Annotated in this window: 22 protein-coding genes and 1 tRNA gene; 12 read left to right on the top strand and 11 right to left on the bottom strand. The window is 65.3% G+C overall.

The window, feature by feature from the left end:
- The 4 genes from JT720_RS06775 to queA all read left to right on the top strand — a co-directional run bounded on the left by JT720_RS06775 (window position 1) and on the right by queA (window position 3,200).
- Window positions 1–903, top strand: a complete 903-nt coding sequence (locus tag JT720_RS06775; protein ID WP_336511961.1) for a polyprenyl synthetase family protein — start codon at window positions 1–3, stop codon at window positions 901–903.
- Window positions 904–906: 3 nt separating this feature from the next.
- Window positions 907–1,395: a pantetheine-phosphate adenylyltransferase gene (coaD, locus tag JT720_RS06770; protein ID WP_205480362.1), complete on the top strand. Its 489-nt coding sequence runs from the start codon at window positions 907–909 to the stop codon at window positions 1,393–1,395.
- A 9-nt stretch (window positions 1,396–1,404) separates the two neighbouring features.
- Window positions 1,405–2,058: a peptidylprolyl isomerase gene (locus JT720_RS06765; RefSeq protein ID WP_205480361.1), complete on the top strand. Its 654-nt coding sequence runs from the start codon at window positions 1,405–1,407 to the stop codon at window positions 2,056–2,058.
- A 110-nt stretch (window positions 2,059–2,168) separates the two neighbouring features.
- Entirely contained in the window at window positions 2,169–3,200 is a 1,032-nt protein-coding gene (queA, locus tag JT720_RS06760; RefSeq protein WP_205480360.1) for a tRNA preQ1(34) S-adenosylmethionine ribosyltransferase-isomerase QueA, read from the top strand.
- Here queA and JT720_RS06755 read toward each other — a convergent pair.
- From JT720_RS06755 to JT720_RS06740, 4 genes are read right to left on the bottom strand one after another with little or no spacing between them, the layout of a single operon-like run.
- A complete protein-coding gene (locus JT720_RS06755) occupies window positions 3,197–4,429 on the bottom strand; it encodes a glycosyltransferase (RefSeq protein ID WP_205480359.1) in 1,233 nt (410 codons plus the stop codon). The genes queA and JT720_RS06755 overlap by 4 nt on opposite strands.
- Complete coding sequence (locus JT720_RS06750; protein WP_205480358.1) at window positions 4,429–5,181, bottom strand: fatty acid desaturase; 753 nt, start codon at window positions 5,179–5,181, stop codon at window positions 4,429–4,431. Before JT720_RS06750 ends, JT720_RS06755 begins: the two co-directional genes overlap by 1 nt.
- Before the next feature lie 31 nt (window positions 5,182–5,212).
- The gene (locus JT720_RS06745; RefSeq protein ID WP_205480357.1) at window positions 5,213–6,184 is read right to left on the bottom strand and encodes a sulfotransferase family protein; all 972 of its coding nucleotides are present in this window, start codon (window positions 6,182–6,184) and stop codon (window positions 5,213–5,215) included.
- A gap of 40 nt (window positions 6,185–6,224) precedes the next feature.
- Entirely contained in the window at window positions 6,225–6,980 is a 756-nt protein-coding gene (locus tag JT720_RS06740) for a TSUP family transporter (protein ID WP_205480356.1), read from the bottom strand.
- 49 nt (window positions 6,981–7,029) lie between these two features.
- Between JT720_RS06740 and tgt the strand changes: the two genes are divergently transcribed.
- Together tgt and JT720_RS06730 are read left to right on the top strand one after the other, a co-directional pair.
- Entirely contained in the window at window positions 7,030–8,157 is a 1,128-nt protein-coding gene (gene tgt, locus JT720_RS06735) for a tRNA guanosine(34) transglycosylase Tgt (RefSeq protein ID WP_205480355.1), read from the top strand.
- On the top strand, window positions 8,157–8,663 hold the full coding sequence (locus tag JT720_RS06730; RefSeq protein WP_205480354.1) for a GNAT family N-acetyltransferase: 507 nt from the start codon (window positions 8,157–8,159) through the stop codon (window positions 8,661–8,663). Before tgt ends, JT720_RS06730 begins: the two co-directional genes overlap by 1 nt.
- Window positions 8,664–8,666: 3 nt before the next feature.
- Here the strand turns inward: JT720_RS06730 and JT720_RS06725 are convergent, their stop codons facing one another.
- The 3 genes from JT720_RS06725 to JT720_RS06715 form a co-directional block, all read right to left on the bottom strand.
- Window positions 8,667–9,923 (bottom strand): glycoside hydrolase family 1 protein, encoded by a 1,257-nt coding sequence (locus tag JT720_RS06725; protein WP_205480353.1) that lies wholly within the window; start codon window positions 9,921–9,923, stop codon window positions 8,667–8,669.
- A gap of 48 nt (window positions 9,924–9,971) precedes the next feature.
- A complete protein-coding gene (locus JT720_RS06720; RefSeq protein WP_205480352.1) occupies window positions 9,972–11,315 on the bottom strand; it encodes a DEAD/DEAH box helicase in 1,344 nt (447 codons plus the stop codon).
- Between the two features lie 90 nt (window positions 11,316–11,405).
- Window positions 11,406–11,831: a hypothetical protein gene (locus tag JT720_RS06715; protein ID WP_205480350.1), complete on the bottom strand. Its 426-nt coding sequence runs from the start codon at window positions 11,829–11,831 to the stop codon at window positions 11,406–11,408.
- A 173-nt stretch (window positions 11,832–12,004) separates the two neighbouring features.
- On the opposite strand from JT720_RS06715, the gene JT720_RS06710 reads away from it, so the two are divergent.
- Entirely contained in the window at window positions 12,005–12,805 is an 801-nt protein-coding gene (locus JT720_RS06710) for a SapC family protein (RefSeq protein ID WP_205480348.1), read from the top strand.
- Window positions 12,806–12,990: 185 nt separating this feature from the next.
- Here JT720_RS06710 and JT720_RS06705 read toward each other — a convergent pair whose 3' ends face one another.
- A complete protein-coding gene (locus JT720_RS06705; RefSeq protein ID WP_205480346.1) occupies window positions 12,991–13,842 on the bottom strand; it encodes an N-formylglutamate amidohydrolase in 852 nt (283 codons plus the stop codon).
- A gap of 101 nt (window positions 13,843–13,943) precedes the next feature.
- On the opposite strand from JT720_RS06705, the gene cpdR reads away from it, so the two are divergent.
- Complete coding sequence (cpdR, locus tag JT720_RS06700) at window positions 13,944–14,321, top strand: cell cycle two-component system response regulator CpdR (protein WP_205480344.1); 378 nt, start codon at window positions 13,944–13,946, stop codon at window positions 14,319–14,321.
- 72 nt (window positions 14,322–14,393) lie between these two features.
- Window positions 14,394–14,468 (top strand) — tRNA-Val (locus JT720_RS06695).
- A 133-nt stretch (window positions 14,469–14,601) separates the two neighbouring features.
- Here the strand turns inward: JT720_RS06695 and JT720_RS06690 are convergent.
- A complete protein-coding gene (locus JT720_RS06690; protein ID WP_205480342.1) occupies window positions 14,602–15,159 on the bottom strand; it encodes a hypothetical protein in 558 nt (185 codons plus the stop codon).
- A 10-nt stretch (window positions 15,160–15,169) separates the two neighbouring features.
- Window positions 15,170–15,868 (bottom strand): hypothetical protein, encoded by a 699-nt coding sequence (locus JT720_RS06685; protein WP_205480341.1) that lies wholly within the window; start codon window positions 15,866–15,868, stop codon window positions 15,170–15,172.
- 933 nt (window positions 15,869–16,801) lie between these two features.
- Here JT720_RS06685 and JT720_RS06680 point away from each other — a divergent pair.
- Window positions 16,802–18,844: a TonB-dependent receptor gene (locus JT720_RS06680; RefSeq protein ID WP_205480340.1), complete on the top strand. Its 2,043-nt coding sequence runs from the start codon at window positions 16,802–16,804 to the stop codon at window positions 18,842–18,844.
- Here the strand turns inward: JT720_RS06680 and JT720_RS06675 are convergent.
- Window positions 18,841–20,394, bottom strand: coding sequence for a winged helix-turn-helix domain-containing protein (locus tag JT720_RS06675; protein WP_205504683.1), 1,554 nt, complete (start codon window positions 20,392–20,394; stop codon window positions 18,841–18,843). The genes JT720_RS06680 and JT720_RS06675 overlap by 4 nt on opposite strands.
- A gap of 237 nt (window positions 20,395–20,631) precedes the next feature.
- On the opposite strand from JT720_RS06675, the gene JT720_RS06670 reads away from it, so the two are divergent.
- Both JT720_RS06670 and JT720_RS06665 read left to right on the top strand, forming a co-directional pair.
- Window positions 20,632–21,954, top strand: coding sequence for a calcium-binding protein (locus JT720_RS06670; RefSeq protein ID WP_205480338.1), 1,323 nt, complete (start codon window positions 20,632–20,634; stop codon window positions 21,952–21,954).
- A 225-nt stretch (window positions 21,955–22,179) separates the two neighbouring features.
- Window positions 22,180–24,681 (top strand): glycoside hydrolase family 3 protein, encoded by a 2,502-nt coding sequence (locus JT720_RS06665; protein WP_205480337.1) that lies wholly within the window; start codon window positions 22,180–22,182, stop codon window positions 24,679–24,681.
- Window positions 24,682–24,711 lie beyond the last annotated feature (30 nt).

Below are 24,711 nucleotides of genomic sequence, written 5' to 3'. Positions count from 1 at the left end.
GTGACCGAGCGTCCGAACGCCGATTTGTTCGCCGAGTCCCGCCGGGTCGGCGAGGCGGTCGATTGTCTGTTCGCAAAAGTTCTGGCGGATCACGGGGATGGGCGTGACACGTTGTTCCAGGCGATGCGACATGCCGCGATCGGCGGCGGCAAGCGGCTCCGCCCGCTGCTAACCGTCGCCGCATCCCGCCTGTTCGCCATTGACGAGGAGCGGAGCGTTCGCGTGGGGACGGCAGTGGAGGCGATCCACGTCTACAGCCTGATCCATGATGATCTGCCGTGCATGGACGACGACGACCTCCGACGCGGCAAGCCAACGGTGCACAAAGCATTCGGAGAGGCGGCCGCGGTGCTGGCGGGCGACAGCCTGCACGCGTTGGCCTTTGAGATTCTGTCCGATCCTGAAACTCATGAGGACCCTTTCGTTCGCTCCGAGCTGGTGCTTGAACTGGCGCGTGCGTCGGGCACGCATGGGATGGCCGGTGGGCAGATGATGGACCTGACGGCGGAGGGGCAGGAACTCGACCTCAGCGCCATCACTCGCCTCCAGCAGCTGAAGACCGGGGCGCTCATCGAATATGCGGTGGAGGCCGGAACGATCATGGCCCGGCTGCCGCACGACGCACGGACCCGCTACCGGGGCTATGCACGAAACATCGGCCTGGCCTTCCAGATCGCCGACGATCTCATCGACCATGGGGGCGACGAGGCGGCGGCAGGCAAGCGCGTCGGCAAGGATGCGGACATGGGCAAGGCGACGTTCGTGTCTTTGCTCGGGGAAGATCGCGCGCGGCAGCAGGCGGGAATGCTGGTGGAGCAGGCGATCGAGCACCTTCACGATCACGGCGAGGAAGCGGACCTGCTGAGGGCAATCGCGCGCTATGCCGTGGAGCGGGACCGTTGAGACATGGCTGAGCGCATCGGCGTCTATCCGGGCACTTTTGATCCACTGACCCTCGGGCACCTCGACATCATCCGGCGCGGGGCGCGGCTGGTGGACCGGCTGGTGATCGGGGTGACGACCAATCCTTCCAAGGAGCCGATGTTCTCGCTGGAAGAGCGTCTGGCGATGGTGCGGCGAGAGACGGCTGACGCCGCCAACGTCAGCGTGGTCGAGTTCAACTCGCTGCTGATGGACTTCGCCGAGCGCGAGGGGGCGTCCTTGATCCTCCGTGGCTTACGGGCGGTCGCCGACTTCGAATACGAATATCAGATGGCGGGCATGAACCAGCAGCTGAACGACCGGATCGAGACCGTCTTCCTGATGGCGGACGTGTCGCTGCAGCCGATCGCGTCAAGGCTGGTGAAAGAAATCGCGCGCTACGGCGGCGCCATCGACAAGTTCGTGCCATCCGCGGTGGTGGCTGACGTTGCCGCCAAGCTGGCCGGGGAGTAGTCCAAGCCCATGAAGTTCAAGACCTTGTTCGCGCTGCCGCTTGCCACCGGCCTGATGGTCGCCGCGGCGCAGGCGCAGCAGCCGGCAGTGCCGGTGCAGCCGCGCCTGCCGATCGTCGCTCCGGCAGAGATTGCGGCCGATCCTGCGAACCGACTGACGCTGGACCTTTCGAACGGTGGCCGGGTCGTGGTGCAGCTCCGCCCCGACGCCGCACCGCTGCACGTGGAGCGCATTCGCACGCTGGCGAATCAAGGCTTCTACAACGGCCTGACCTTCCATCGCGTGATCCCCGGCTTCATGGCGCAGGGCGGCGACCCGAAGGGCGACGGAACTGGCGGCTCGCCGCTGCCCGACGTCAAGGCGGAGTTCAACTCGTTGCCGCACTTGCGTGGCACGATGGCAGCGGCCCGGGCGGAGAGCCCGGACAGCGCCAACAGCCAGTTCTACATCATGTTCGCGCCGCGCGTGTCGCTGGACGGCAAGTATACCGTTTTCGGGCGCGTCGTTTCGGGCATGCAGTATGTCGACCAGATCGCGGTCGGCGAGCCGCCGGCACAGCCTACGCGGATCTTGCGTGCGAGCATCGGCGATGCGCCGACTCCGCCTCTACCCCCAGCGCCGCCGGTCGAGGCACCGCAGCCACAGCCGCAGCCGCAGCAGTAATCCCGCTCCTGCTGAGTAGCCGCCTAAGCAGCGTATCGAAGCACCTGAGGCCTTCGATACGCGGCGTCCGCCGCTACTCAGGGTGAGCGGAACTGGTTATTGCGCCCGCCATGCGCGTCGACCTTTTCGATTTCGAGCTGCCCCAGGACCTGATCGCCCTCCGACCGGCGCGGCCGCGGGACAGTGCGCGGCTGATGTGCGTTGCGGGCGAGCAGATCAGCGACCATGGCGTGCTCGACTTGCCACAATTGCTGCGGGCCGGCGACGTGCTGGTGTTCAACGATACCCGCGTCATCCCCGCGCAACTGGAGGGCCGCCGCGGCCAGGCGACAATCGGCGCGACGCTGCACAAGCGGGAGGACCTGCGGCGCTGGTGGGCGTTCGTGCGCAATGCGCGGAGGCTGAGGGCGGGAGATCTTGTGACGTTCGGCGGCGGCGTCGAGGCGGAGGTCACCGACAAGGGCGCGGACGGGGCAGTGCTGCTGGAGTTCCTGGGCGAGGAGCCGGTGGAGGTGCTGCTGCACCGGGCCGGGACCATGCCGCTCCCCCCCTATATCGCCTCCAAGCGCCCGATCGATGCGCAGGATGCCGACGACTACCAGACCATCTTCGCGCGCGAAGACGGGGCCGTGGCCGCGCCGACCGCCTCGCTCCATTTCACGGAGCGGCTGGTCGGCGCGCTGGACGAGGCGGGCATCGGCCGCGAGACGCTGACCCTGCACGTGGGAGCGGGGACCTTCCTGCCGGTCAAGGCGGAGGACACGGCCGAGCACAAGATGCATGCCGAATGGGGGCGGATCGAACCGGAGACCGCCGGGCGGCTCAACGCGGCGCGCGCTGCTGGCGGGCGGCTGATCGCAGTGGGGACGACCTCCCTGCGGCTGCTGGAGAGCGCGGCGAGCCAGGATGGGCGGGTGCAGGCGTTTGCAGGCGACACCGACATCTTCATCACGCCGGGCTGTCGGTTCCGCGTGGTCGATGGACTGATCACCAACTTTCACCTGCCCAAGAGCACATTGTTCATGCTGGTCAGCGCGCTGATGGGGCTGGAGACAATGCAGCGCGCCTATGGGCATGCGATCCAGCAGCGCTACCGCTTCTACAGCTATGGGGACGGCAGCCTGCTGCTGCCGCAGCGCTAGAGGGCGGCTTCGACCAGGTCGGCAGCTCGGGTGCGGCCGCCGGCCCCTGCAATCTCCCCCGCCATTTTTCGCGCGTTCTCGCGACAGCGCTTGTCCATGAGCATGCGCTTGATCTGAGCGCCGAGCAGGTCGGGGCGGGTGATCGGGGCCATGCGCTCGCCGAGGCCGTGGTGGACGATGCGGGCGAGGTTCCCCGGCTGGTCGAAGGCAATCGGGCGGACCACGAGAGGCACGCCGCAGGCCAGCGCGTCGAGCACGGTGTTGGAGCCGCCGTGGGTAAGGCAAAGGTCGGCACGGCGCAGGACCGAGCGGTAAGACAGGAAGGCCGCCGCATAGTCTGCCCGGAGAGCTGCGGCCTCTGCGTCGGTAAGCTTGCCACCGTGCGCGATCACGATCTGCGTGCCGGCGTCGCGGCAGGCCCGGACAATGGCCTGCCAGAGTTCCAGTCGGCCCCCTTGCAGAGTACCCATGGTTGCGAACACCAGTGGGCGACCGGCGTCCGGAGCGAAGGGGAGACCGGCAGGCCCCTCCTCTTCCGGGCTGCGGATGGGTCCGACGGGTGCGAACGGCAGCGGGTCTGGGCGCGGAAAGTCGTAGCCGCGAACCACTTGGGCAATCTGCACAGGGCCGAGGCAATCCTCGAGGGTTCGACAGGCGGGCAGGGCGAAGCGGCTCGACCAGCGCTCCAGCACGCGGCGCTGACGCCAGCTGAGCAGATCGCCGATCTTCTGGGTACGGCGTAGACGGCCGGCACGATGCGGAGTGTAGGGCCAGTCCAGGAATGGGAGCGGCACCCCCGGGGCGCTGTTGATCGGCAGAGCGCATGCAAGGCTGATCACCGGAACACCCAATGCCCGGCCGAGGAGCCCGCCGGCCGGCTCCAGCTGGTCCGCGATCACGGCATCCACGCTCATTTCGCCGAGCAGGTCTAGTCCGCCCGCGAAGAGCTGGTCAGTCAGTGCCGCACTCTCGGCGATGGTGCGCAGCGTGCCGGTCAGTCCCGCCGGGCTCTCGGCATTGGCGAGAACCTGCTCCACCCGCGGATCGCGGGGGCGGACGGGAACATGGCGCACTGCCAGGTCGCCGATGCGCTCGGGCGCTCCGGCGTTGAGAACGAAGGTCACGCGGTGCCCGCGTCGGACCAGCTCCTCGCCGAGGGCACGGAAAGTGTGGAGGTGAGCCGCGAAAGGCGGGCAGATCAGCGCGATGTGGCGGGACGCAACGGACATCAGGCCGTGGCCTGTAGCTGTCCTTTCAGCCGCTGTCTCTCTGCGGGCAGGGCCCACCAGGGCGTGCCCGGACTGGCGTGATGTTCGCGATGGTAGCCGAAGTGGAAGCAGGTCAGCAGTGACGCGAGCCAGCCATAGTCGTTGCTGCGCGAGCGGTGGTGATCGGAAAACTCTTCTTCCTCATGCCGATGCGGCAGAAAGGTGCCGAAGGTGAACAGCTGCAGCGAGGAGAGGATGGCGGGAAGTGCCCAGAACAGGAGGACGTTCTCCATCGGGGCGCCAAGCACGAGGATGTAGGTCCAGGACACTGCGAACAGCACCGCGAACTCGCGCCATCCGAAATAGGTGCGAAAGAACTGCAGGTACCAGGGCCAGAAGCGGTCTGGGTGTGTTTCGGAGAAGTCCGGGTCGCGCGCGGTGCCCACATGCTTGTGATGGTCGAAATGCTTGGGTTGGAGCCGGTCCATCCAGAAGCCCGCATAGAGCAGCAGGGTGAGCCGTCCCCAGAAGCGATTCACGCTGGGGTGACCAGGCGCGAGCGAGCCGTGCATCGCGTCATGCGCGACAATGAACAGGCCGACGTTCAGCCAGCAGATGACCGCAACGAGGAGCGGGGCTGCAAACAGGGTGGGGCCATCCAGCGGAAGCAGGAACACCGCCCCGATGTGCAGCACCAGCCATGCGCCGACGATCAGCGCAGCGAGGCTAAGCCCGATGCGTGTCTGCCGCCTGGCCTGAGCGGGGCTGATCATAAGAGGGATATAGGCGCTCCGACCTGCGAAGTCAGCGCCCCGTCGCCTCTGGTACGCCGCCGAGCCAGTGGCTGAGATCCCGGTCGAGAAGCCGCGACAGGATCACGACCTCGCCGCGCAGGCGATCCACGATCTGCCGGCGAACGGCGGGGTCGAGCGCCTTGCGCTTGGCCGGCACCTTGTTCCAGTCGAGCAGGTGCTTGCGCACCCGCATGATCGCGCCCTTTTTCGCCTGCTGGCCCTCGCGCTGGTTGAACTTCTCCCCAGCGAGCATCGATTGCACAGCCTTTGGCGGCCGCTTGAGCAGGCGCTGCAGCCAGCCCCAGCGATAGGCGAAGTGCTGGCGGCGCGCCTTGAAGCTGGTTCCGGGAAACGGCTCCAGCCCGAGGAACCCACACAGCGCGGCGTAGGTGCCCTGCGGATTGCTGGTGAGGTCGTCGAACAAGACGACATGGCACCGCTCGCGCCCGACCACGTCGAAGAAGCGCTGGACGTGAGTGCCGAAGCGGCCCGCCTCGTCGTAGCGGAGCCAGCGCGGGTCGGCGGCGCTGCGCGGGATGGCTCGGCCGGCGGCGCGCTCGGGCACCATCGCCCAGGCCTTGGCGAAATCCGTGATCGTCTCGTCGCCGGTCATCAGCAGGCGCGCATGGAGCGACGGAATCATCGACAGCGGGTCACGCAGGGCGATGATGAACCTGGCGTCGGGCCACAGGCGGAGAACGCCACGCATCGCCTCGGGCGCGTAGAGGTAGGAGACGGAGCCCTCCGCCAGGACCTTCTGATCGGGACCGCAGGCGGCAAAGAAGCGGTCGAGATAGTCGCGCCGCACCAGGCTGCGCAGTTCCTCGTCGCTCATCGCGTCCAGGTCGAAGCGTGGAAAGAAATGCGGCTCCTTCACGGCGGAGAAGCAGACCTCGGGGTGCTGCCGAAGCAGGCTCGACAGGGTGGTGGTGCCGCAGCGCGGGGCGCCGACGATGAAGGCCATCTGCTTGTCTGGCTGCATGCCGCGGCTTGTGGACAGGCGAGCCAGCGGGCGCAACCCTCTAGGCTGCGAAATAGCCCCACAGCAGGCGAGCGGTCATGGCCAGGCTGATAGCCACGAGCAAGGGACGGATCAGGCGGGCGCCGAACTTCATGGCCGTGTGGGAGCCGAGCCACCCGCCCAGCATCGCGCCCGCCGCCATGCACAGGCCCAGCAGCCACAGCATGTGTCCGCCCCAAGCGAACAGCGCGACGGAGGCGATGTTGCTGGTCCAGTTGAGGAGCTTGGTGAGGGCGGTGGCCTTGGTCAGGCCATAGCCGCGCAGGGCGACGAGGCTGGTGGTGAAGAAGGTGCCCGTGCCGGGTCCGAAGAAGCCGTCATAGAAGCCGATGGTCCCCCCGATCGGCGCGTAGCCACGGCTGGTGACGCGATGGTGCGCATCCTCGTCCGTCATTCGCGGGCTGACGAGCACGTAGAGGGCGACGGCCATCAGCAGGACCGGGATGATGAGGTTGAGCCAGCGTGCCTCGATGCTCTGGACGACCAGGCAGCCGGCAGCGGCGCCAGCGAAGACGAGGAGCATGCTCGGCAGGTTGCGGCGCCACTCGATCAGGCCGGAGCGGCCATAGTTGATCATCGCCATCATGGTGCCGAACATCGATTGGAGCTTGTTGGTGGCGAGCGCCTGTAACGGCGGGATGCCCGTGAACAGCAGCGCGGGCATCATGATCAGTCCGCCGCCGCCTGCGATGGCATCGATGAAGCCGGTGAGGACGGCAACTGCGGTCAGGGTGGGATAGACCCAGGTCTCGATCATCGCCGCGGATGTAGCGGCGGTGAGCGGAGACGGCTAGGAGCCCGGCTTCATGAGCCGCTTCGACTTCACCATCACCGCCACCGACGGCAAGGCGCGCACCGGCGTGATCCGCATGGCGCGCGGAGAGATCCGTACGCCGGCATTCATGCCGGTCGGGACCGCGGCAACCGTGAAGGCCGTCAAGCCAGCTGACGTGCGCGCCGCCGGGGCCGACATCATCCTGGGCAACACCTATCACCTGATGCTGAGGCCGGGTGCCGAGCGGGTCGCGCGGCTGGGCGGCCTGCATCGCTTCATGGGGTGGGAGCGGCCGATCCTGACCGATAGCGGCGGCTACCAGGTCATGAGCCTGTCCGACTTGACCAAGGTCACGGAGGAAGGGGTCGCCTTCAAGAGCCACCTCGACGGCGCGCGGCACATGCTTTCGCCCGAACGCTCGGTCGAGATCCAGCGGCTGCTCGGCTCGGACATCGTGATGCAGTTCGACCAGCTGGTGCCGACGACCTCCCCCCGCGAGCAGCAGCAGGCGGCGATGGAGCGCTCGATCCGGTGGGCGCGACGGTCGCGAGAGGAGTTCGACCGGGGTGGCGAGCATGCGGAGCGGGCGGCGCTGTTCGGCATCCAGCAGGGCGCGCTCGACGAAGGGCTGCGCAAGGCGTCCGCGGACGGGCTGATCGACATCGGCTTCGATGGGTATGCCGTCGGCGGGCTGGCGGTCGGAGAAGGGCAGAAGGCGATGCTCGCCTGCCTCGACTTCGCGCCCGACCAGCTCCCGGCCGACAAGCCGCGCTACCTGATGGGCGTAGGCAAGCCGGACGACCTGGTCGAAGCGGTCCGGCGGGGCATCGACATGTTCGACTGCGTGCTGCCCACTCGGTCAGGGCGCACCGGGCAGGCATTCACAGCGGATGGACCAATCAACATCCGCAACGCGAGGTTCGCCGAAGACCAGGAACCGCTCGAGCCCGGATGTCCATGCCCGACCTGCTCAGGCTGGAGCCGCGCCTATGTCCATCACCTTGTCCGCTCGGGCGAGATCCTTGGCGCCATGTTGATGACGGAGCACAACCTGTGGTTCTACCAGCGCGTGATGCAGGGACTTCGGGACGCGATCGCCGAAGGTCGGCTGGAAAGTCATTCGCGGACCTTTCTCTCGCGCTACCGGGGACGGCCTTGATGGCGTTGCTGACCGACCGGGCTGCCCGTCAACGCCTCACTGAGAACGACATTTCCGAACTGACGCGGCGCGCCACGGCTTCGACCTTCCTTGCGGACAACCTGACACCCCGTCAGCTGGAGGGGATCGACCATGTGGTGCGGCTCAGTGCCGCCACGGCTTTCGGAGCCTGCGACAACGCGCACCAGATGCTCGCCGCCGCCTTCATCGAGGATCGGCTCGCAGGATACGTGATTGCCACCGTGCACTCGCCAGACAGCCGCGAACTCGACTGGCTGATGGTCGATCCGGACTTCCACGGAAGGGGCGTTGCGGCCGACCTCATGCGTGCCGGAATGGATTGGTTGGATACGGACAAGCCGATGTGGCTTAATGTGGTGCGGCACAATAGGCGAGCGATCCACTTCTACGAGCGGTTCGGCTTCATCATCGATCGCAAGGCGGTCACTTCCTTCGGAATGCCTCAATACATCATGTGCAGGCGCAAGGACGGCGCGGCCGCCTAGCGATCAGTGCCAGTCGGGGTCCGGCTGCAGCTGGAGGTCGCGAGCCGCGTTGATGATGTCCTGGAGGTCGACGGGGGAATCATAGGGGTTCTCGTCGGCCGTCTCGATGCGGTTGAGACGCCGCTGCCAGCGATGGAGCTCTTCCACATAGGGCGGAAAGGGCCTCCGCATCAGGGCGCCGGTGGAAAGCTCCTCCACATCCGCGATGCCCATGTGGAGCCACTCGCCCGTGTGCCAGTCGGTCATGTCGACGGCAGGGAAGAGGCATATCCCGTGGAGGTCCACCCCGCGGTTCACTGCGGCCAGCGCCTCGCACATCATGTCTCGGAGCCAATCTGGGCGGCCACCATGCAGCCCTGACGTTTCCGCGATGATGCAGGGGCGCCGGTACTTCGCCCAGGCCTCCTCCAGCAGGTCGCAAACGGGGCGGATGCGGGGGTCGCCCGACTCGAGCGGCGTGTTTGGCTTGCCGCCCCCGCCATATTCCATCTGGCCGAAGCTGTAGTTGTTGAAGCCGAGGATATCGATGACCTCCGGGCTGCCGCCGAGTTCGGGGTTCTTGAGCCCGGAGATGACATCCCAGGCGATGTAGGCGTCCTCATACGCCTCTCGGTGCGCTTCCTCTGCAAGGTCGGGGCGGTCGCGGGGTGGGACCACCCAGATCAGGGGGTCGATGTGCACCATACGGGCTTCAGGGAAGTCCTCGCGAATGGCTTGCACTGCGGCAATGTCAGCGCGGGCCAGGGCGAGGGTGAAGCGGCGACGGGCGTCGGCCGTTTTGCCGAACGGGGCGCACCAGCCCCATTCGCCGCCCATGTAGCCCCAGAAGGTCGGTTCATTGATCGGCGTGAAGCAGAGCGGGCCATGGTGGGCGTGCTCCGCTACGTGGCGTGCGGCGGCTCTGGCGTAGGCCGCGAAGCGCTTCGGGAAGGCGTCCGAATAGGGGTCGAGCCCATCGGGATAGCCGTAGTGGCACAGATCCCAGATCGGCAGCACGCCGTGACGCCGCTGCGCCGCCAGAAATGGCTGAATACAGGAGAAATCGAACTCGCCATTCCCCTTGTCGACGAGGGGCCAGGGGATGCCTTCGCGGGCGACGGCGATGCCGAGCGAGGGGAGCATGGCATAGTCTTCATCTGCGTGGGCGTAGTGGCGCAGTTCCGCCGCCATGTCGCGGCGGCCCCGGTCCTTCCAGTCGAAGGTCGAACATTCGAACCCCGACAGGAAGAAGGTGGGAAAGATGCCGTTTTTCGCCGCCATGACAGGTGAGACGCGCCAGAACGGCGGCGGTTCACCGTGCAGGAGGGTTTAGCTGAGGCTGACCGTCAGGAAGCCCGGCAGCGGACCGTTCCAGCCGCCTTCGTCGGCGGGCTCAGAGTCACGTTGAGCGACAACTTGCGCGTCTTTTGGGGCGTCTTTTTCACGCTTTTGTTCCGGAATGCGCTTCTTTTCCTCGCGAACCGGCTTCTCGCGAGCCGGTTTTGTCGAACGCGGAGCCTTCCGGGGCTTTTCGTCCGCCACGGCCGGTTCCTCGGCGTCGGCCTGACCCGCGCGCGGGATTTTCATGCCCGTGAGCTTCTCGATCTGAGCGACCGCTTCGCCGTCCTCGCGAGTGGCGATGGTGATGGCGATACCCTTTGCGCCGGCGCGGCCCGTGCGGCCGATGCGGTGGACGTAGTCGTCGGGCTGCCAGGGAACGTCGAAGTTCACGACGTGGCTGACGCCCTTCACGTCGAGTCCGCGAGCAGCGACGTCGGAGGCGACGAGGATGTTGATCTCGTCGTTCTTGAAGCGATCGAACTCGGCGATGCGGGCAGGCTGCTCCATGTCGCCGTGGATCTGGCCGACCGCGAACCCGGAGCGCTTGAGGCTGGTCGCGAGCTCCCGAACGGTTGTCTTGCGGTTGCAGAAGATGATCGCGTTCTTGACCTCCTCGTGGCGGAGGACGTCGCGCAGCACTTCGCGCTTCTTGTCGGCGCGGGTCTGGATCAGCCGCTGTTCGATGTTCGTGTTGGCGGTGGCCGGGCGGGCGACCTCGATCGTCTTGGGGTCGGTCAGGAACTTGGCCGCGAGCTTCTGGATGGGCGGCGGCATGGTCGCGGAGAAGAGCAGGGTCTGCCGCTGCTTCGGGAGCCGCGAGGCGATCTCCTCGATGTCGGGGATGAAGCCCATGTCGAGCATGCGGTCCGCCTCGTCGATGACGAGCAGGTTGCAGTCGTTGAGCATGATCTTGCCGCGGCTGAACAGGTCCATCAGCCGGCCCGGGGTGGCGATCAGGACGTCCACGCCCTTTTCCAGCGCCTTGACCTGATCGCCCATCTGCACGCCGCCGATCAGCAGGGCCATGGAGAGCTTGTGGTACTTGCCGTACTTCTCGAAATTCTCGGCCACCTGGGCGGCGAGTTCGCGGGTCGGCTCCAGGATCAGCGAGCGCGGCATGCGCGCCCGGCTGCGGCCGTGGCCGAGGATGTCGATCATCGGCAGCACAAAGGCCGCGGTCTTGCCGGTGCCGGTCTGCGCGATGCCGATGAGGTCCTTGCCCATCAGGACGGACGGGATCGCGCCCTTCTGGATCGGGGTGGGCGTGTCGTAGCCGCTGTCGCCGATGGCGCGCAGCAATTCGTCGGATAAGCCGAGGTCGGCGAAACTCATTCTGTCCAGTCCGGAAAAGAGGGGCCGGCGCGTCGAGTCCGCAGGCGCTTCGCGCCCTGCTTCAGCATACCGGCAAAGTCAAGGAATCGGCTACTTGGGCCGGCGCGGCACCATCAGCCGGAAGCGTTCGATCTGGCAGGAACCGCCGATCCGCGAGCGGATCTCGTCACGGCCGGCGCAGATGCGGTCGTCGTCGGGCTGGAGATAGAAGCCGCGGTAGAAGTCGAGCGCCGGGCAGTCACCGTCCATCTTGGCGCGGATGCGGCGGCGATCCCGCAGGTGGAAGTCGATGCTGCGACCTTCCGCCAGCGTTGCCGCCAGCACCGCGTCCGAGGCGATGCAGCGCGGACCTTTCTTTTCCACCCAGCGCACCGGGATGGTGGGCCGGGCGCGGACCACCGGCACCCGAATGGTGACCTGTTCCTGCACCACGACCCGCGTGATGCCGAGGCGCGGCTGATCGATGCCCAGCAGGGCAAGAACCGTCGGCAGGAAGGTCAGGGAGGAAAACAACAATGGAACAGGCGCCCTCGATTGTCCTGCCGTCTGGTCGGCCCGGCTTTAACGCGTCATGAACCTCCGCTCCAAGACTTGCCAGAGCGAACGGGCCCGCATAGAGCCCGCGGGGCAACCGGAGGCCCGGCGGCCGGCCGCGGCCACCGCCGACCCCACCCAGGAGAGACGAACGAATGGCGACTGCAGCGCCGAATAGCGGCTTGCCCTTGTTGTATAAGCAGCTTGAGCCGCTCAATTCCCAGCAGCACGGCAATGCGCGGGTGCGCCGACTGACCCACATTCCGGAGCTCGGGCATGTCCATGCAGTGCCGCTGACCATTGACGAGTTCGCGCTGGCGCAGCGTCATTATCCGATCATCTTCTCCTCCGGCAATGAGCCGGTTCCGCTGGCGCTGATGGGCCTCAACGAGGGTGTGAACACCTTCATCGGCGAGGACGGCAAAATCACGGAGCCGAACGTCTACATCCCGGCGTACCTGCGCCGTTACCCGTTCATGCTGGCCCGGCTGCGGCCCGACACGGACGAGCTATCGCTGTGTTTCGACCCGACCTCGGGCGCGGTTGGCGAGTTCGAGGAAGGCGAGGCGCTGTTCAACGACGGGCAGCCGAGCGAGGCCACCAACGCCGTTCTCCAGTTCTGCGAGCAGTTCGAGCAGGCCGGCCAGCGCACGGGCCTGTTCATGCAGGAACTGACCAAGAGCGGGCTGCTGATGGAGGGCGAGGTCGCCATCCAGCCGGAAGGCGGCGAGCAGCCGTTCGTCTATCGCGGCTTCCAGATGGTCGACGAAGAGAAGCTGCGCGACATGCGCGGCGACGAACTGCGCAAGATGAACCAGAACGGCATGCTGGTCCTGATCTTCGCCCACCTGTTCAGCCTGGCGCAGATCCGCGAGATCTTCGGCCGGCAGGTGCAGCAGGGAAAGGGTCCGCTCGCCGGTCCGCAGCTCGGCCAGCCGGCGGCCGCGCAGGCCTGACGGAGCGTTTGCAGGGCGCGTCAAGTCGTTGAGGCGAAAGCCTTGCGGAGCCTTGGCGCGCTTCCCACTTTAGTGTCGTGCCGGCGGCTGCGTGCCCCCTTCGCGGTGGTCGGCCAGCGCATCCCACCGGGTGCGTTCCTCCCTGAACCTCGGCCATCCCGTCTTCGCGACGGGGTGGCCGATTTTTATTCGGCCGCGATCGCGGTCGGGTGGCAGGTGTCCAGCAGCGCCTGACCGAGGGTCCGCGCAAGGGTGGCCAGCAATCGGGCAGCCGCGTCGAAGCCGGGCCCGGGTTTGCGCAAGCCGGCGTCGAGATAAAGGCTTCGGTCCAGCTCGATCTGCAGGGCATGGATTCCCTCGTCGGGACGGCCATGCTGTTCCACGATCCATCCGCCGGCGTAAGGGTCGTTGAAGGCGGTGCTGAAGCCGGCCTGCTCGCAGGTGAGGCGGGCCAGTTCCCCGAGCCACCGACCGCAACTGCGCCCATGCCGGTCGCCGAGCACGATCCGGGGGAGGGGCTGGCCACGGGGAGGCATGGAGTGGCAGTCGAGCAGCAGGGCGGCGCCGTGCTGCTGCCGGAGTCTGGCGAGCTCCTCCGCAAGAGCGCGGTGGTAGGGGCGGTAGGCCTCGTCCAGCCGGCGCTCCAGCTCGTCGCGGGAGACCTTGCGCCGCCACAGCTCGCCGTCGCGCGGCGTCCGTCCGGGCACCAGGCCGAGCCCACCGCGGGCGCGCGGACCGGGATCACCATCCGGCGGCATGGCAATGATGCCCGGGTCCAGTTCCTGCGGGGAGCGATTACAGTCGATCGCCGCGCGTGGCGCCTGGGCGATCACTGCACCGAGACCCAAACCCTTGGCTCGCCAGGCGAGCCGATCAATCAGCGGATCCTCGAGCGGCTCCAGCGTGCGCAGACCGCCACGGGCCTGGGCGAGCAGCCAGGCGGGATATTCGCGGCCCGAATGCGGAACGGACAGCAGCACCGGCAGATCCGACCGCGAAGCCGCTATAAAGGGTCGGGGGAGGGGCGTGCGATCCACGGATGTCCTGCTTAGGCCGATGCTGACGCCCCATCAACCGTTGCCCCAACTGACGGTTGCGGGTGGAAAATCTTAAAAGTTGGGCGCATAGATGGACGGTCATGGTCAAGATTCTCCTCGCCGAAGATGATGCGTCCATGCGCGAGTATCTCGCGCGGGCGCTGCAGCGTGTCGGCTATGAGGTGAAGGCGGTCGGCTGCGGCACGGAGGCCATGCCGTTGCTGGAGTCGGAATCGTTCGACCTGCTGCTGACCGACATCGTCATGCCGGAAATGGACGGCATCGAGCTGGCACAGAAGGCCGGCGTGCTCGACCCGGCGATCAAGGTGATGTTCATCACCGGGTTCGCGGCGGTCGCCCTGCAGAGCGGGCGGACGGCGCCGGAAGCCAAGCTGCTGTCCAAGCCGTTCCACCTGAAGGATCTGGTCGCCGAGGTGGACCGTCTCTTCCAGAGCGAGGACCAGCACGGGCGGCTCTGACAGGGCTGGGGCCAATCGCCGCACGAAGGTGGTTGCAAGCCGCGAAACGCCCGACTAGAGGCTTCGCGCAGTGGGCGTGTAGCTCAGTGGTAGAGCACTGTGTTGACATCGCAGGGGTCGCAAGTTCAATCCTTGCCACGCCCACCATTTTCCTCAGCAAAACCAAAGGCTTAGCGGCCGCTCCCGTAGACTCATGTATTCAGATGGGAGCGCAAAACTGGGCGCTACGATTTAGCCTCTCACGTCTGACGACTTCTTGAAGGCTCGATCTAGCATCTTGCTAGCGACAGGTCAGGCTTGCGGCGAGTGGAATCAGGATCCCAGCTAGCCAGGCTCCACCTGAGAAATTTAGAAGGATTATCGACCAGATTGAATGTTGAAAGTCGACGAGAGGTGTAGCCTGGAATTCCAACGTTTCACGCTCAAGGGTTTGCAGCGATTGATCGGTAGCCCGATCCTCCAGCCTTGCCGCGAGACTGGAAGCGGCCGCTTGCCTTGCGAACGCATCACCAGCTTCTGATCTGTATTGGTTCGAGTCTATTACGACTGAGACGCCCGCCAAGATGGCGCCGACCGCGAACGCGATTGCCGAGTGACGCGCGTTCTCTTGAGTGAATCCGAGCCAGGTCGCCGCGTTATTCTCGCCGCCTAAAGCAGCGAAAAGAGCTACAAGTGAGGCGCCGTTGAGAGCCAAAGCTCCGAAGCGCATACGATCTATCAGCTGGTCCCTACGCGCGATGAGGTACTCGTAGCGGCGCCTTGCAAACTCAGCCTCGCCACCGATCATTGCAGCATTAACTGGCAGTATCTCGCGGAGCTTAGCCTCCGTCACAGGCATCCATGATCTCCTATTCTTGGACCTCTGAGCCTCCGCTTTGGTCGGTGATTTGCAACCGCGGCTCGTTAGAGATCAAAGGTCCTTCTCGGAGGCGCCGACTGGCTAGCTCCTCAGTCGCTTTTTCGTGGTGGACGATGGAAAGCACTTCATTGAAGTTCTTTATGGCAGCAGGCAAATCGGCGGTGCCGCTTACAGCAGCACAGGCGGCTGTTAGAGCTCCTGAGAGCACCCATAGCGGACGTAAGCTCGTCCGCTGATGCTCCAATTCGGCTTCGACTGCATCGACCTTTTTGTGGAGCGCGGACCTTACATCGTCACTTAAGTTAGACGAGTTAATCTTAGAACGAAGCTCTTCCAGATGCTGCCGAATATCGGCTTTCGTGTGCATCGAAAGCACCACAGTATCTGCACGGAGATCTAAACGCTTCGCAGCCCTGATACGTGTGATCACGCGTGCGAGCAGAGTATCGAAATTGCCCTCGTTCGCACTTTCGGCCTGGCTTACGCTCGGCAGCCCCGCGATACCGAATTGGTCGGCGATAGTGCAGAGCTCGTGTATATACTGCCGCCTCCAAGCAGAAAAATGGTGCTCACCTCGGGCTGCTTCGTCGCGTTCCAATGTCTTCAAACGCTCATAGGCGCTTAAGGCGATATGAAGAAACGCCTCTTCTGGATCTTCAGGAGCTTCTGCCCATACTGCGTCGGGCACCAACGTGTCAGCTATCATACGACTGTGATTGGCATGCGTTCCTCATCACGCAAGTGAAAAGTGCGTATCTGAAGCGAACATCCCCGCAGCCATAACACGCAGATCGGGGTCTGAGTATTTCTGACTCCCACCCCTAAGTAGACACATAATGATGATCGCCTGGTTGCCTTCTCGCACTAGCTACTCGTTCCTCCGCACGCGCTACAAACGTAGCGCCCAACGGGGCGTAACAAATTGCGGGCTATGACGGGACATTACGAGAACGGATACTGCGCGCAAAACGGGGCGCAACGTCATGCAATCTGTATTTTCTGTTGCCATACAGCGCGATACAGAGGGGTGACCCAAGATAGTAGCGCGTATGGTTTTGTATTCCATACAGCCTCTACGTGAGTGTTGACATCGCAGGGGTCGCAAGTTCAATCCTTGCCACGCCCACCATTTCTTTCCCGGAAAACAGCGGTTCAACGAACTGCTAGCAAATGCATTCTCGTCGGCCGTGTTGACGAGAACCGCAGCAGAACGGAAACCGTACTCGGCGCCGTTTCCCACGGGCCGAACCACGGTAACTGCTCGCTTCAGAACAGGGTCGCCCGCCGTTTCACTTCGTCATTCGCATCGACGGGCTCCACTCGATCCAGGCTAGTGATCTGTACCTTTGACCGGACCAGCGTAGCGCCGTCGTGGTCGGCGACCTGCAGCGATGGTCTTAGGCTTGCCGACAACTGCTTTCGCGCTTCATCCGTCCAGACTTGACGCACTTCTGCCGGCTTCTTGCTGGCGCACAGGTTCACGGCCGACGCCGCCGCACGTCCTTGGTGGGCTTTACGGTTGGGCGCTACTCGGCGACCCGCGTCAGCGACTGCTTCGCTCTCCATCGGCGATGCCAAGACGGTATTGCCAAGCACCGGATCGTCGGGCCTAATCCCAATCTTGGAGGCCGACGGGGTGGGTGCAGACCTTGCCATTGCGGTTCTGGTGGCGGCACAGGCTTCCGCTCCGGTGGTCGAGCCCCCGGCGGAGATCGTGGTCACGGGCGAGCGGCTGCCGCGGAGCCTGCGGGACACGCCCAGCAGCGTCGCCGTTTTCACGAACAGTTCGATTGAGAAGCTGGGCGGCGTTGAGCGGCTCGACGACCTGTTCGACCTCATTCCGAACGTCCAGCTCGGCAACGGCAGCGAGGGACCATCGATCCGTGCACAGGACACGACGGGAGTCCTCTACGCCCTTCCCTCATTTCTCGGGGGCGCGCGGCCGCGCATGACCTTGCAGGTCGACGGTCGAGCCGTCAGCTACAACGAGTTCATCTTCGGCAGCGCTCCCCTTTGGGATGTGCGCCAAGTCGAAGTCTACCGAAGCGCGCAGACCACGACTCAAGGCAGAAACGCCATCGCTGGCGCGATCTTCGTTGAAACGCGGAATCCCACGAACGACTGGTCAGCGTCAGCCCGGATGCTGGGGGGCAATCTTCACGCTCGACAGGCCTCGGCTTTCGTGACCGGGCCGCTCAGCGGGGAGCAGCTTTCCTTCCGCCTGTCCGGCGATCTGCGTCGCGGGAGACCTGCAAGCAAGATCGGCGACAACCAACGGGGCGCAGACCCCAACCACGATGATTACGAGCTGCTGCGGTTCAAGCTGCTCCTGCAACCGTCGGAGTTGCCGGGAGCGCGTATCCTGACAACGCTGACCCACACTGGCTCCTTTGCTCCGCAGGTCGTTGGAGCCGTCGCCCCCTTTCGCGATCGCCGCGACCCCGACGCGTTCTACGGAATTTTCAGGGTCCGCACGAATGCCGCAACGAGCCTGGTGGAGCTGCCGGTAAACGAGGCCCTGAACACCACGACCACCTTCAGCGTCGGTCGCAGCAAGGCGCGCCGCTTCGCTCCGCCCGGTGTCGGCGAAACCAGCACGACGGTGCGGGATTACTCCCTGGAGCCGATCGTGCGCTGGCACCCAAGTTCGTCCTTCCGGATCACTGGCGGGCTCAACTACCTCCACACGCGCCTTCGCCAATTCATCGACTTGTCCGCGATCGTCGGGCCAGGCCAGTTCCGCGACCAACAGCACAGCTTCGGCTTGTTCGGTGAAGCGGAGTTCAAGCCAGTGCCCTCGCTCACCCTCACTGCAGGCGCGCGCTATCAACGGGACCGCCAAAAGCGGCGGGGCCTGCTCGCCGGACCCTTGTTGAGCCTGCCGATCGACTTCGACGAAAGCTTCTCGGCCTGGCTTCCCAAGGTGTCCCTCTCCTATGCGGTGACCCCGGACGTGACTGCCGGCATCCTGATCCAGCGCGCCTACAATCCCGGCGGAACCTTCCTCAACTTCGACACGGCAACGCAGGAGACGTTCGGCGCGGAATACCTTTGGTCCTACGAGGCCTTCGGTCGCGCTAGCCTGGCGGGCGGCGCGCTTCACCTCACATCAAATCTCTTCTTCAACCGATTCCGCGATGGCCAGCGGGCGCTACCCCGAACCTACCGCTTGCCCGACGGCCGCGGTGCGGGATGGGCGGAAATCTTCAATGTGCCGGAAGCGCGCGCCTATGGCTTGGAGGCAGCGGCCGAATGGAGCGCCACGGACCGCCTGCGCCTGAGCGGGGGCGTCGGCCTGCTGAAGACCAAGATCGTGGACCGCGGTCGTTTCGAGCTTCCCCTCGGGGGTAAGAGCTTTGCGCGCGCTCCCGCGTTCACCGGTTCCGCCGCGCTAGACTGGCGCCCAACCCAGCGGCTGAGCATCAGCGCCGTCGTAAAGAGCAACAGCGCGTATTTCAGCGACGACACCAACGAGCCCGATCTGCGCATCGCCGCCTCAGCCCGAATTGATGTCCGCGCAGCTTATGACGCGGGCCGATTCACGGTGTTCGGCTATGCGCGCAACCTGCTGGACAAGCTCTATCTGCTGGAGCTGAGCTCGGACACCGAGGGCGAGCTGGGCGGTCCGCGAGAGGTGGGCGTCGGGCTGGAGTCACGCTTCTAGGAGCGATCCAGCAGGTAATCGGGCTGCACACCCCTTCGGCGCCAATATTCCGTGAGGCCGATACCTTCGCACAACGGCAGAAACCGTGGATCCTGTCGCATGATGGCGCAGGGCGGGGTGAACAGCCATTGGGTGTTGACCCTCATCAGGGCGTCATAAGCCAGCTGCTGGGCCGTAGAGGGACCCTGACGGACAACGCCGCCCCGCCAAAGGAGGAAGCCGTCCGCGGTCGCGAAGGCGGCGTCCACCTGCTTGAGGGCTGACAGGAGCATGACCCCCTGCACGGCTCCGTTCGCTCCAGCCTTGGCTGCAGCAAGACAGGCGTCGCGCGCCGCGTCCACCCGCGCTGGAGAAGGCTGCGCAAGTGCGTGCAGAGATGGCTCCCAGAAGGATCCGATCACCCCTTCACGAACCCACCTTGGTTCGCTTGCGAGCAGGGCAAGCGCCGCTTGGGCCCGCCCGGTTGTCGCTAAGATCAGCACGCGAACGAGCCACAGGAACGCGTTGGTCGGCCACAATATGCGAGCTTCGTCGACAACCTTGTCGGCCGCCTGCACACGACCCGCTATCCAGTGCTTGAGCGCCCGCTTGGCCAGGAATTCAAAAGATTGCGGTTCGAGCGCGAGAGCACGCTCGTTCCAGCGCCACGATTCACGATTGAGACCAGCAGCCTGGGTGAGCATTGTGAGTTCTGCGATGGCCAGCACGCTGCGCGGATCGCGTGCAATGATTTCGCGCAGGCGCTGGTCACGCGTGTACCAGTCGAGTGCGGAGCCCTGGAGGAGGACCGCTGCAAGCAGAGCATTCGGCTCACCAGGGTCCAGTACCAGCGCTCGGTTCGATGCTTCGTGCGCTTGCTGCATGGCGGTCGGTGGAACCGTGCCGGACGTCTCCATGACGTGATTGCGCAGCGCAAGCGCCAGCAGGCCCCAGCCCTCTGCCCGTTCTGGCCGGAGGCGGACGGCCTCCGCGAGGGCGGCACGGCTTTCGTCGGAGTCGTAGTCGCTCCCGGCGCTCAGTCCCCTGCGTCCCTTGTCCAGCAGCATCTGAAAACGCCGATCCGAACGGCCCGTATCAACCCACCACAGACCGACGCCACCGCCGATGGCCGTTGCCAGCGCGCCGCCCGCAAGGCCTGCAACCGCTCGTCGGCGGGTGACCCGGCCCGTCCCTTCCGACGAGAGCGGCTCATCCGTCGAAGGCTGTTCCCATTGCCTCACGATTTCGCCTGTGAGCCGGTAGCCGGTCCGCGGAATGGTCTCGATCTCGAACAAGCCGGGAGCTGTGTCAGCGGCGATGCGCCTTACCTTTGCAATCGCCCGGTTGAGGCTGTCATCCCCCACGATTGCGCCGCCCCAGCAATGCTCGAACAACTCGTCGCGGGTAACGACCGCCCCGTCAGCATCCAGCAGCGTCAGGAAGACGTTCATCGTGAGCGGTTCGAGGTGAGTCGAGCCGGCGGGCCCTTCGACGCAACGTCGCGAGGGGCTGATCTGCAAAGCTCCGACCCGAAAATCAGAGCGCTTGGCCAAGTCCCTCAACTTCAGCACCGGACACGCTCCTGCAGATGCGCCTGGCAGTTCATCGGACTTTGATGACGATGATTGTGGGGTTTGGGGGCGAGGTCAACCGTGCAGCGATGACCGGAGATACAGACCTTCGCGTGCCTTCCGTCAGATTATCGCCGGCTTTCCATCAGCCATTCGTCATCGCCGCAGACAGCGCTCCTGGACGATCTTGCGGGCTCTGGCTTGCATGCAAGGGGACGACCAATGTTCAGGGAATCAATGCGCGACCATCTCCGGTTCGACATCCTGCGGGACGGACCAGTCGAAAGGGATCTCGGCGCAGGGCAAGACCTCGTCACCGTCCAGTCGCGGGATGAGATCGTCGATAGCATCCGGCTGACCTTCACCCGCCTGGAGGTGGGGAACGGCGATCCGTACGACAGCAACACCCTCCCATGGCACGACGGTGGACTGGCGGTGCAGATGCAGGCGCAAGACGCGTCCGGCAGTCTGATCGGACCTGTGAGCCGCTTCGATGACGAGGGCATCACGTTTAGGACAGAGTCGCCCAACGTTCGGTTCGACGTCCGCGATGTGGGGTTCTCGATCGGACTGTTCGACGTTGCAGTGCTGGGCTCGACCTCCGACGACACCTACAACTTCCATGCCTCGAGAGAGGCCTATTACGTCCAGGGTGGCTTCGGGAACGACCGCATCTCGGGCGGCTCTGGCAATGATTATCTGGTCGGCGGGTTTGGCAACGACGTGATCCGCGGGAGAGGCGGCGAGAATATTCTGGTCGGCGGCCCGGGCGACGACAGGCTGATTGGAGGCAGCGGAAATGAGACGGCGCTCTACCGGATCGGCCTGGATGGGTCCGATGCGACAAACCTTGGTCGAGGGAACGACACGGTTCAGGTGCTGACCGGTGGCGGCGAAATCCGCCTCACGCTCTCGACGCTGCAGATCGGCAATGGCAGTGCCAACGATAGTGGGCTTCTCCCGGGTGAGGACGGCGGCCTCGCCGTTCGGTTGCAGGCGGAGGACGCCGATGGCAATCTTGTCGGACCCGTGAGCCGCTTCGACGACGAAGGCATCTCCTTCATCGGGACCAATGGAGCCACCTTCGACATCCGCAACCTTCCGGACGGAGCCATTCGCGGCAACGGCTACGGGATAGCCCGGTTCGGGTCCCAGGAAAGCGACCGCTACGACGACAGCGGCGAAACCGTGAACGTGTTTCAGAACGGCGGAATGGGCAACGACTGGCTGATCGGAGGCTCAGGCGACGACCATCTGGTCGGACTGGACGGAAACGATCGCCTGGAAGGGAATGGCGGCGATGATCTCCTCGTCGGCCTGGCCGGCCGAGACACGTTCGTCTTCTCGGGTGATCCGGGTCACGACACGATCCTCACCTATCAACCGGGGACCGACCGTATCGATTTGTCGGCCTACAACATCGGGATCGATGACGTGCACGCGACTGCGATCGGCGCGGACACGATCGTCAGTGTCGACACCAACGGCGACGGGATTGCGGACTTCGAGATCTTCATCGGAGGTTCGGCAGCACCGCTCGTCGGCGACTATATCTTCTGAGCTAACAGCCCAACCTGCACCCCAAGCCGCCGGGCAGCGCACCAGCGCCGCCCGGCGGCTGTCTTCAAAGACCTGTTTGGCTCTGCCGCGCTCTCGAATGTGGTCCAGGAACTTTCCGCCACGCGGAGTGACTGGACTGGACGCGGTGAGTAGTGGTCGGCATGATAGCGCTATCATCGCGACTGACCCGTGCAGTTGCGCGCAGGTCAGAATGGGGGAGGATCGATGCTTCGCAGGCGTGGAACGGCCGGAACCAGTGTTCTCGCAATTGCATCGGCCCTTGCCCTGGTGGGCTGCGCGACTGTGCCGCCGGTGCCAGTTGCCAGCACCGGGGCTCCACCCGCTGCGTCCCCATCGAGTGCGCAGGCTTGGCCGGATGTGCGAAGCCGGGTTGCCTCGGCCCCTGCAATCGAAGCTCGGATCGACGCGATTTTGGCGCGCATGCCGGTCGAGGAGAAGGTCGCGCAGATCGTTCAGCCGGACATCTCGAGCATCACGCCGGAAGAAGTCGCCAGGTACAAATTCGGCTCCATCCTCGCCGGCGGCAACAGTGCTCCGGGCGGTAACGAGAAGGCGGCTCCGGCGGAGTGGCTAAAGCTGGCCGATGCCTATTGGAACGCTTCGAACAACGCCGATTGGAAGGGCGAGCGCATCCCGCTGATGTGGGGCATCGATGCCGTGCACGGGCACGCCAACGTGGTCGGCGCAACCATCTTCCCGCAAAATATCGGCCTGGGGGCGACCCGCAACCCGGACCTGATCCGCCGGATCGGGGAGGTCACCGCACGCGAGATGGTGATCACCGGTATCGACTGGGACTTCTCGCCGACCCTGGCGGTGGTTCGGGATGACCGCTGGGGTCGGACGTATGAAGGGTTCTCGGAGGATCCGGAGGTTGTAAGGTCGTTCGCCGGCAAGATGGTGGAGGGGCTGCAGGGGGCGCCCGGCACCCCTGATTTCCTGCGTGACGGCCGCGTGATCGCCACCGCCAAGCATTTCGTCGGCGATGGCGGCACGCTCGACGGCAAGGACCAGGGCGACAATCCTTCCTCGCCCGAAGAGCTGCGGGATATCCATGGTGCGGGCTATCCGCCCGCCATCGAAGCGGGCGTGCAGGCGGTCATGGCCTCCTTCTCCAGCATTCGAGGCGAGAAGACCCATGGTGACAAGGATCTGCTGACCGGCGCGCTGAAGGACGACATGAACTTCGACGGGCTGGTCGTCGGCGACTGGAACGCGCACGGGCAGGTTCCGGGCTGCACCAACGTCAGCTGTCCGCAAACGATCAACGCCGGGCTCGACATGTTCATGGCGCCGGACAGCTGGAAGGGGCTGTACGAGAATACGCTGGCGCAGGTGCAATCGGGCGAGATCCCGATGGCGCGGCTGGACGATGCGGTGCGGCGGATCCTGCGGGTGAAGCTCCGCGCGGGGCTGTTCGACAAGGGTGCTCCTTCGACCCGTCCGCTCGCCGGGCGCTTCGATCTGCTCGGCTCCGTCGAGCATCGCGCCGTGGCGCGGCAGGCAGTGCGGGAATCCCTGGTGCTGCTGAAGAACAACGGCGTGCTGCCGCTGAAGCCGCAAGCCAACGTGCTGGTTGCGGGCGATGGCGCGGACAACATCGGGAAGCAGTCGGGCGGCTGGACGATCAGTTGGCAGGGCACCGGTCTCAGCAACCAAGATTTCCCTGGAGCGACGTCGATCTACGGTGGCATTCGGGATGCCGTCCGGGCAGCCGGCGGCACGGCAACGCTGAGCGTCGATGGGCGCTACCGGCGCAAGCCCGACGTCGCCATCGTGGTGTTCGGCGAGGAGCCTTATGCCGAGTTCGTGGGCGATCGGGCGAACCTCGACTACAGCCCCGGAGACGAACGCGACCTGGAACTGCTGAAGCGATTGAAAGCGGCGGGCATTCCCACCGTGTCCGTGTTCCTCTCGGGTCGCCCGATGTGGGTCAACCCGGAGATCAATGCATCGGACGCGTTTGTCGCTGCCTTTCTGCCGGGCAGCGAGGGGAGCGGTGTCGCCGACGTGCTGTTCGGGGATGGGAGCGGGGCCGTTCGGCACGACTTCAAGGGGCGGCTGTCCTACAGCTGGCCCAAGCGCGCCGACCAGGGCCCGCTTAATCGCGGGGACGCCAGCTACGACCCGCTGTTCCCCTATGGCTACGGCCTGAGTTATGCCCAGCCCGGCACCGTGCCGCTGCTGGCAGAGGACCGGCCGCCGCCGGTCCCGGGCGGAGCGGATGGCGTCTACTTCGGGCGCGGAACGCTGCCGCCGAACTGGCGGTGGGGCGTGACGGGCCCAGCCGTGCGCATCGTGGCGCTCGATCGGCGAGCCCAGGAGGATGCGCGGCGGTTCACCTGGACGGGGACGGGCGAAGCGGCGGCGCGCATCGAGGCGGCCGAGCCCATCGACATCTCGCGGGAGGCGACCGGCGAACTGAGCCTGATTGTCGAGTACAGGGTCGACCAGCGGCCGAGCGGCGCCGTGACGGTCGCGATGGACGGCGCACGCCTGTCCGTCGGTGGCTTGTTGCGGTCGGCACCCGTCGGCGAGTGGCGTTCGCTGGTGCTGCCGCTGCGCTGTTTCGTGCGGGCCGGGCTCGACCCGAAGCGCGTCACCACGCCGGTGGCGATCAGCACGGCAGGGCGCCTGAGCCTGTCGATCTCGGATGTGCGGGTCGCCAGCGCCATGGTCGACCAGAACGCCTGCGGGCAGCCGTAAAGAAGGCCGATCGTGCCTTGACAATGGTGA

The sequence above is a fragment of the Sphingomonas arenae genome, from assembly GCF_016924655.1.
GTDB lineage: Bacteria > Pseudomonadota > Alphaproteobacteria > Sphingomonadales > Sphingomonadaceae > Sphingomicrobium > Sphingomicrobium arenae.
This window is presented reverse-complemented; position numbering and strand designations above follow the sequence as displayed.

Coding starts and splice junctions, on each gene's coding strand:
- coaD (WP_205480362.1), top strand. CDS start 907: ATGGCTGAGCGCATCGGCGTCTATCCGGGCACTTTTGATCCACTGACC.
- JT720_RS06765 (WP_205480361.1), top strand. CDS start 1,405: ATGAAGTTCAAGACCTTGTTCGCGCTGCCGCTTGCCACCGGCCTGATG.
- queA (WP_205480360.1), top strand. CDS start 2,169: ATGCGCGTCGACCTTTTCGATTTCGAGCTGCCCCAGGACCTGATCGCC.
- JT720_RS06755 (WP_205480359.1), bottom strand. CDS start 4,429: ATGTCCGTTGCGTCCCGCCACATCGCGCTGATCTGCCCGCCTTTCGCG.
- JT720_RS06750 (WP_205480358.1), bottom strand. CDS start 5,181: ATGATCAGCCCCGCTCAGGCCAGGCGGCAGACACGCATCGGGCTTAGC.
- JT720_RS06745 (WP_205480357.1), bottom strand. CDS start 6,184: ATGCAGCCAGACAAGCAGATGGCCTTCATCGTCGGCGCCCCGCGCTGC.
- JT720_RS06740 (WP_205480356.1), bottom strand. CDS start 6,980: ATGATCGAGACCTGGGTCTATCCCACCCTGACCGCAGTTGCCGTCCTC.
- tgt (WP_205480355.1), top strand. CDS start 7,030: ATGAGCCGCTTCGACTTCACCATCACCGCCACCGACGGCAAGGCGCGC.
- JT720_RS06730 (WP_205480354.1), top strand. CDS start 8,157: ATGGCGTTGCTGACCGACCGGGCTGCCCGTCAACGCCTCACTGAGAAC.
- JT720_RS06725 (WP_205480353.1), bottom strand. CDS start 9,923: ATGGCGGCGAAAAACGGCATCTTTCCCACCTTCTTCCTGTCGGGGTTC.
- JT720_RS06720 (WP_205480352.1), bottom strand. CDS start 11,315: ATGAGTTTCGCCGACCTCGGCTTATCCGACGAATTGCTGCGCGCCATC.
- JT720_RS06710 (WP_205480348.1), top strand. CDS start 12,005: ATGGCGACTGCAGCGCCGAATAGCGGCTTGCCCTTGTTGTATAAGCAG.
- cpdR (WP_205480344.1), top strand. CDS start 13,944: ATGGTCAAGATTCTCCTCGCCGAAGATGATGCGTCCATGCGCGAGTAT.
- JT720_RS06690 (WP_205480342.1), bottom strand. CDS start 15,159: ATGCCTGTGACGGAGGCTAAGCTCCGCGAGATACTGCCAGTTAATGCT.
- JT720_RS06670 (WP_205480338.1), top strand. CDS start 20,632: ATGCGCGACCATCTCCGGTTCGACATCCTGCGGGACGGACCAGTCGAA.
- JT720_RS06665 (WP_205480337.1), top strand. CDS start 22,180: ATGCTTCGCAGGCGTGGAACGGCCGGAACCAGTGTTCTCGCAATTGCA.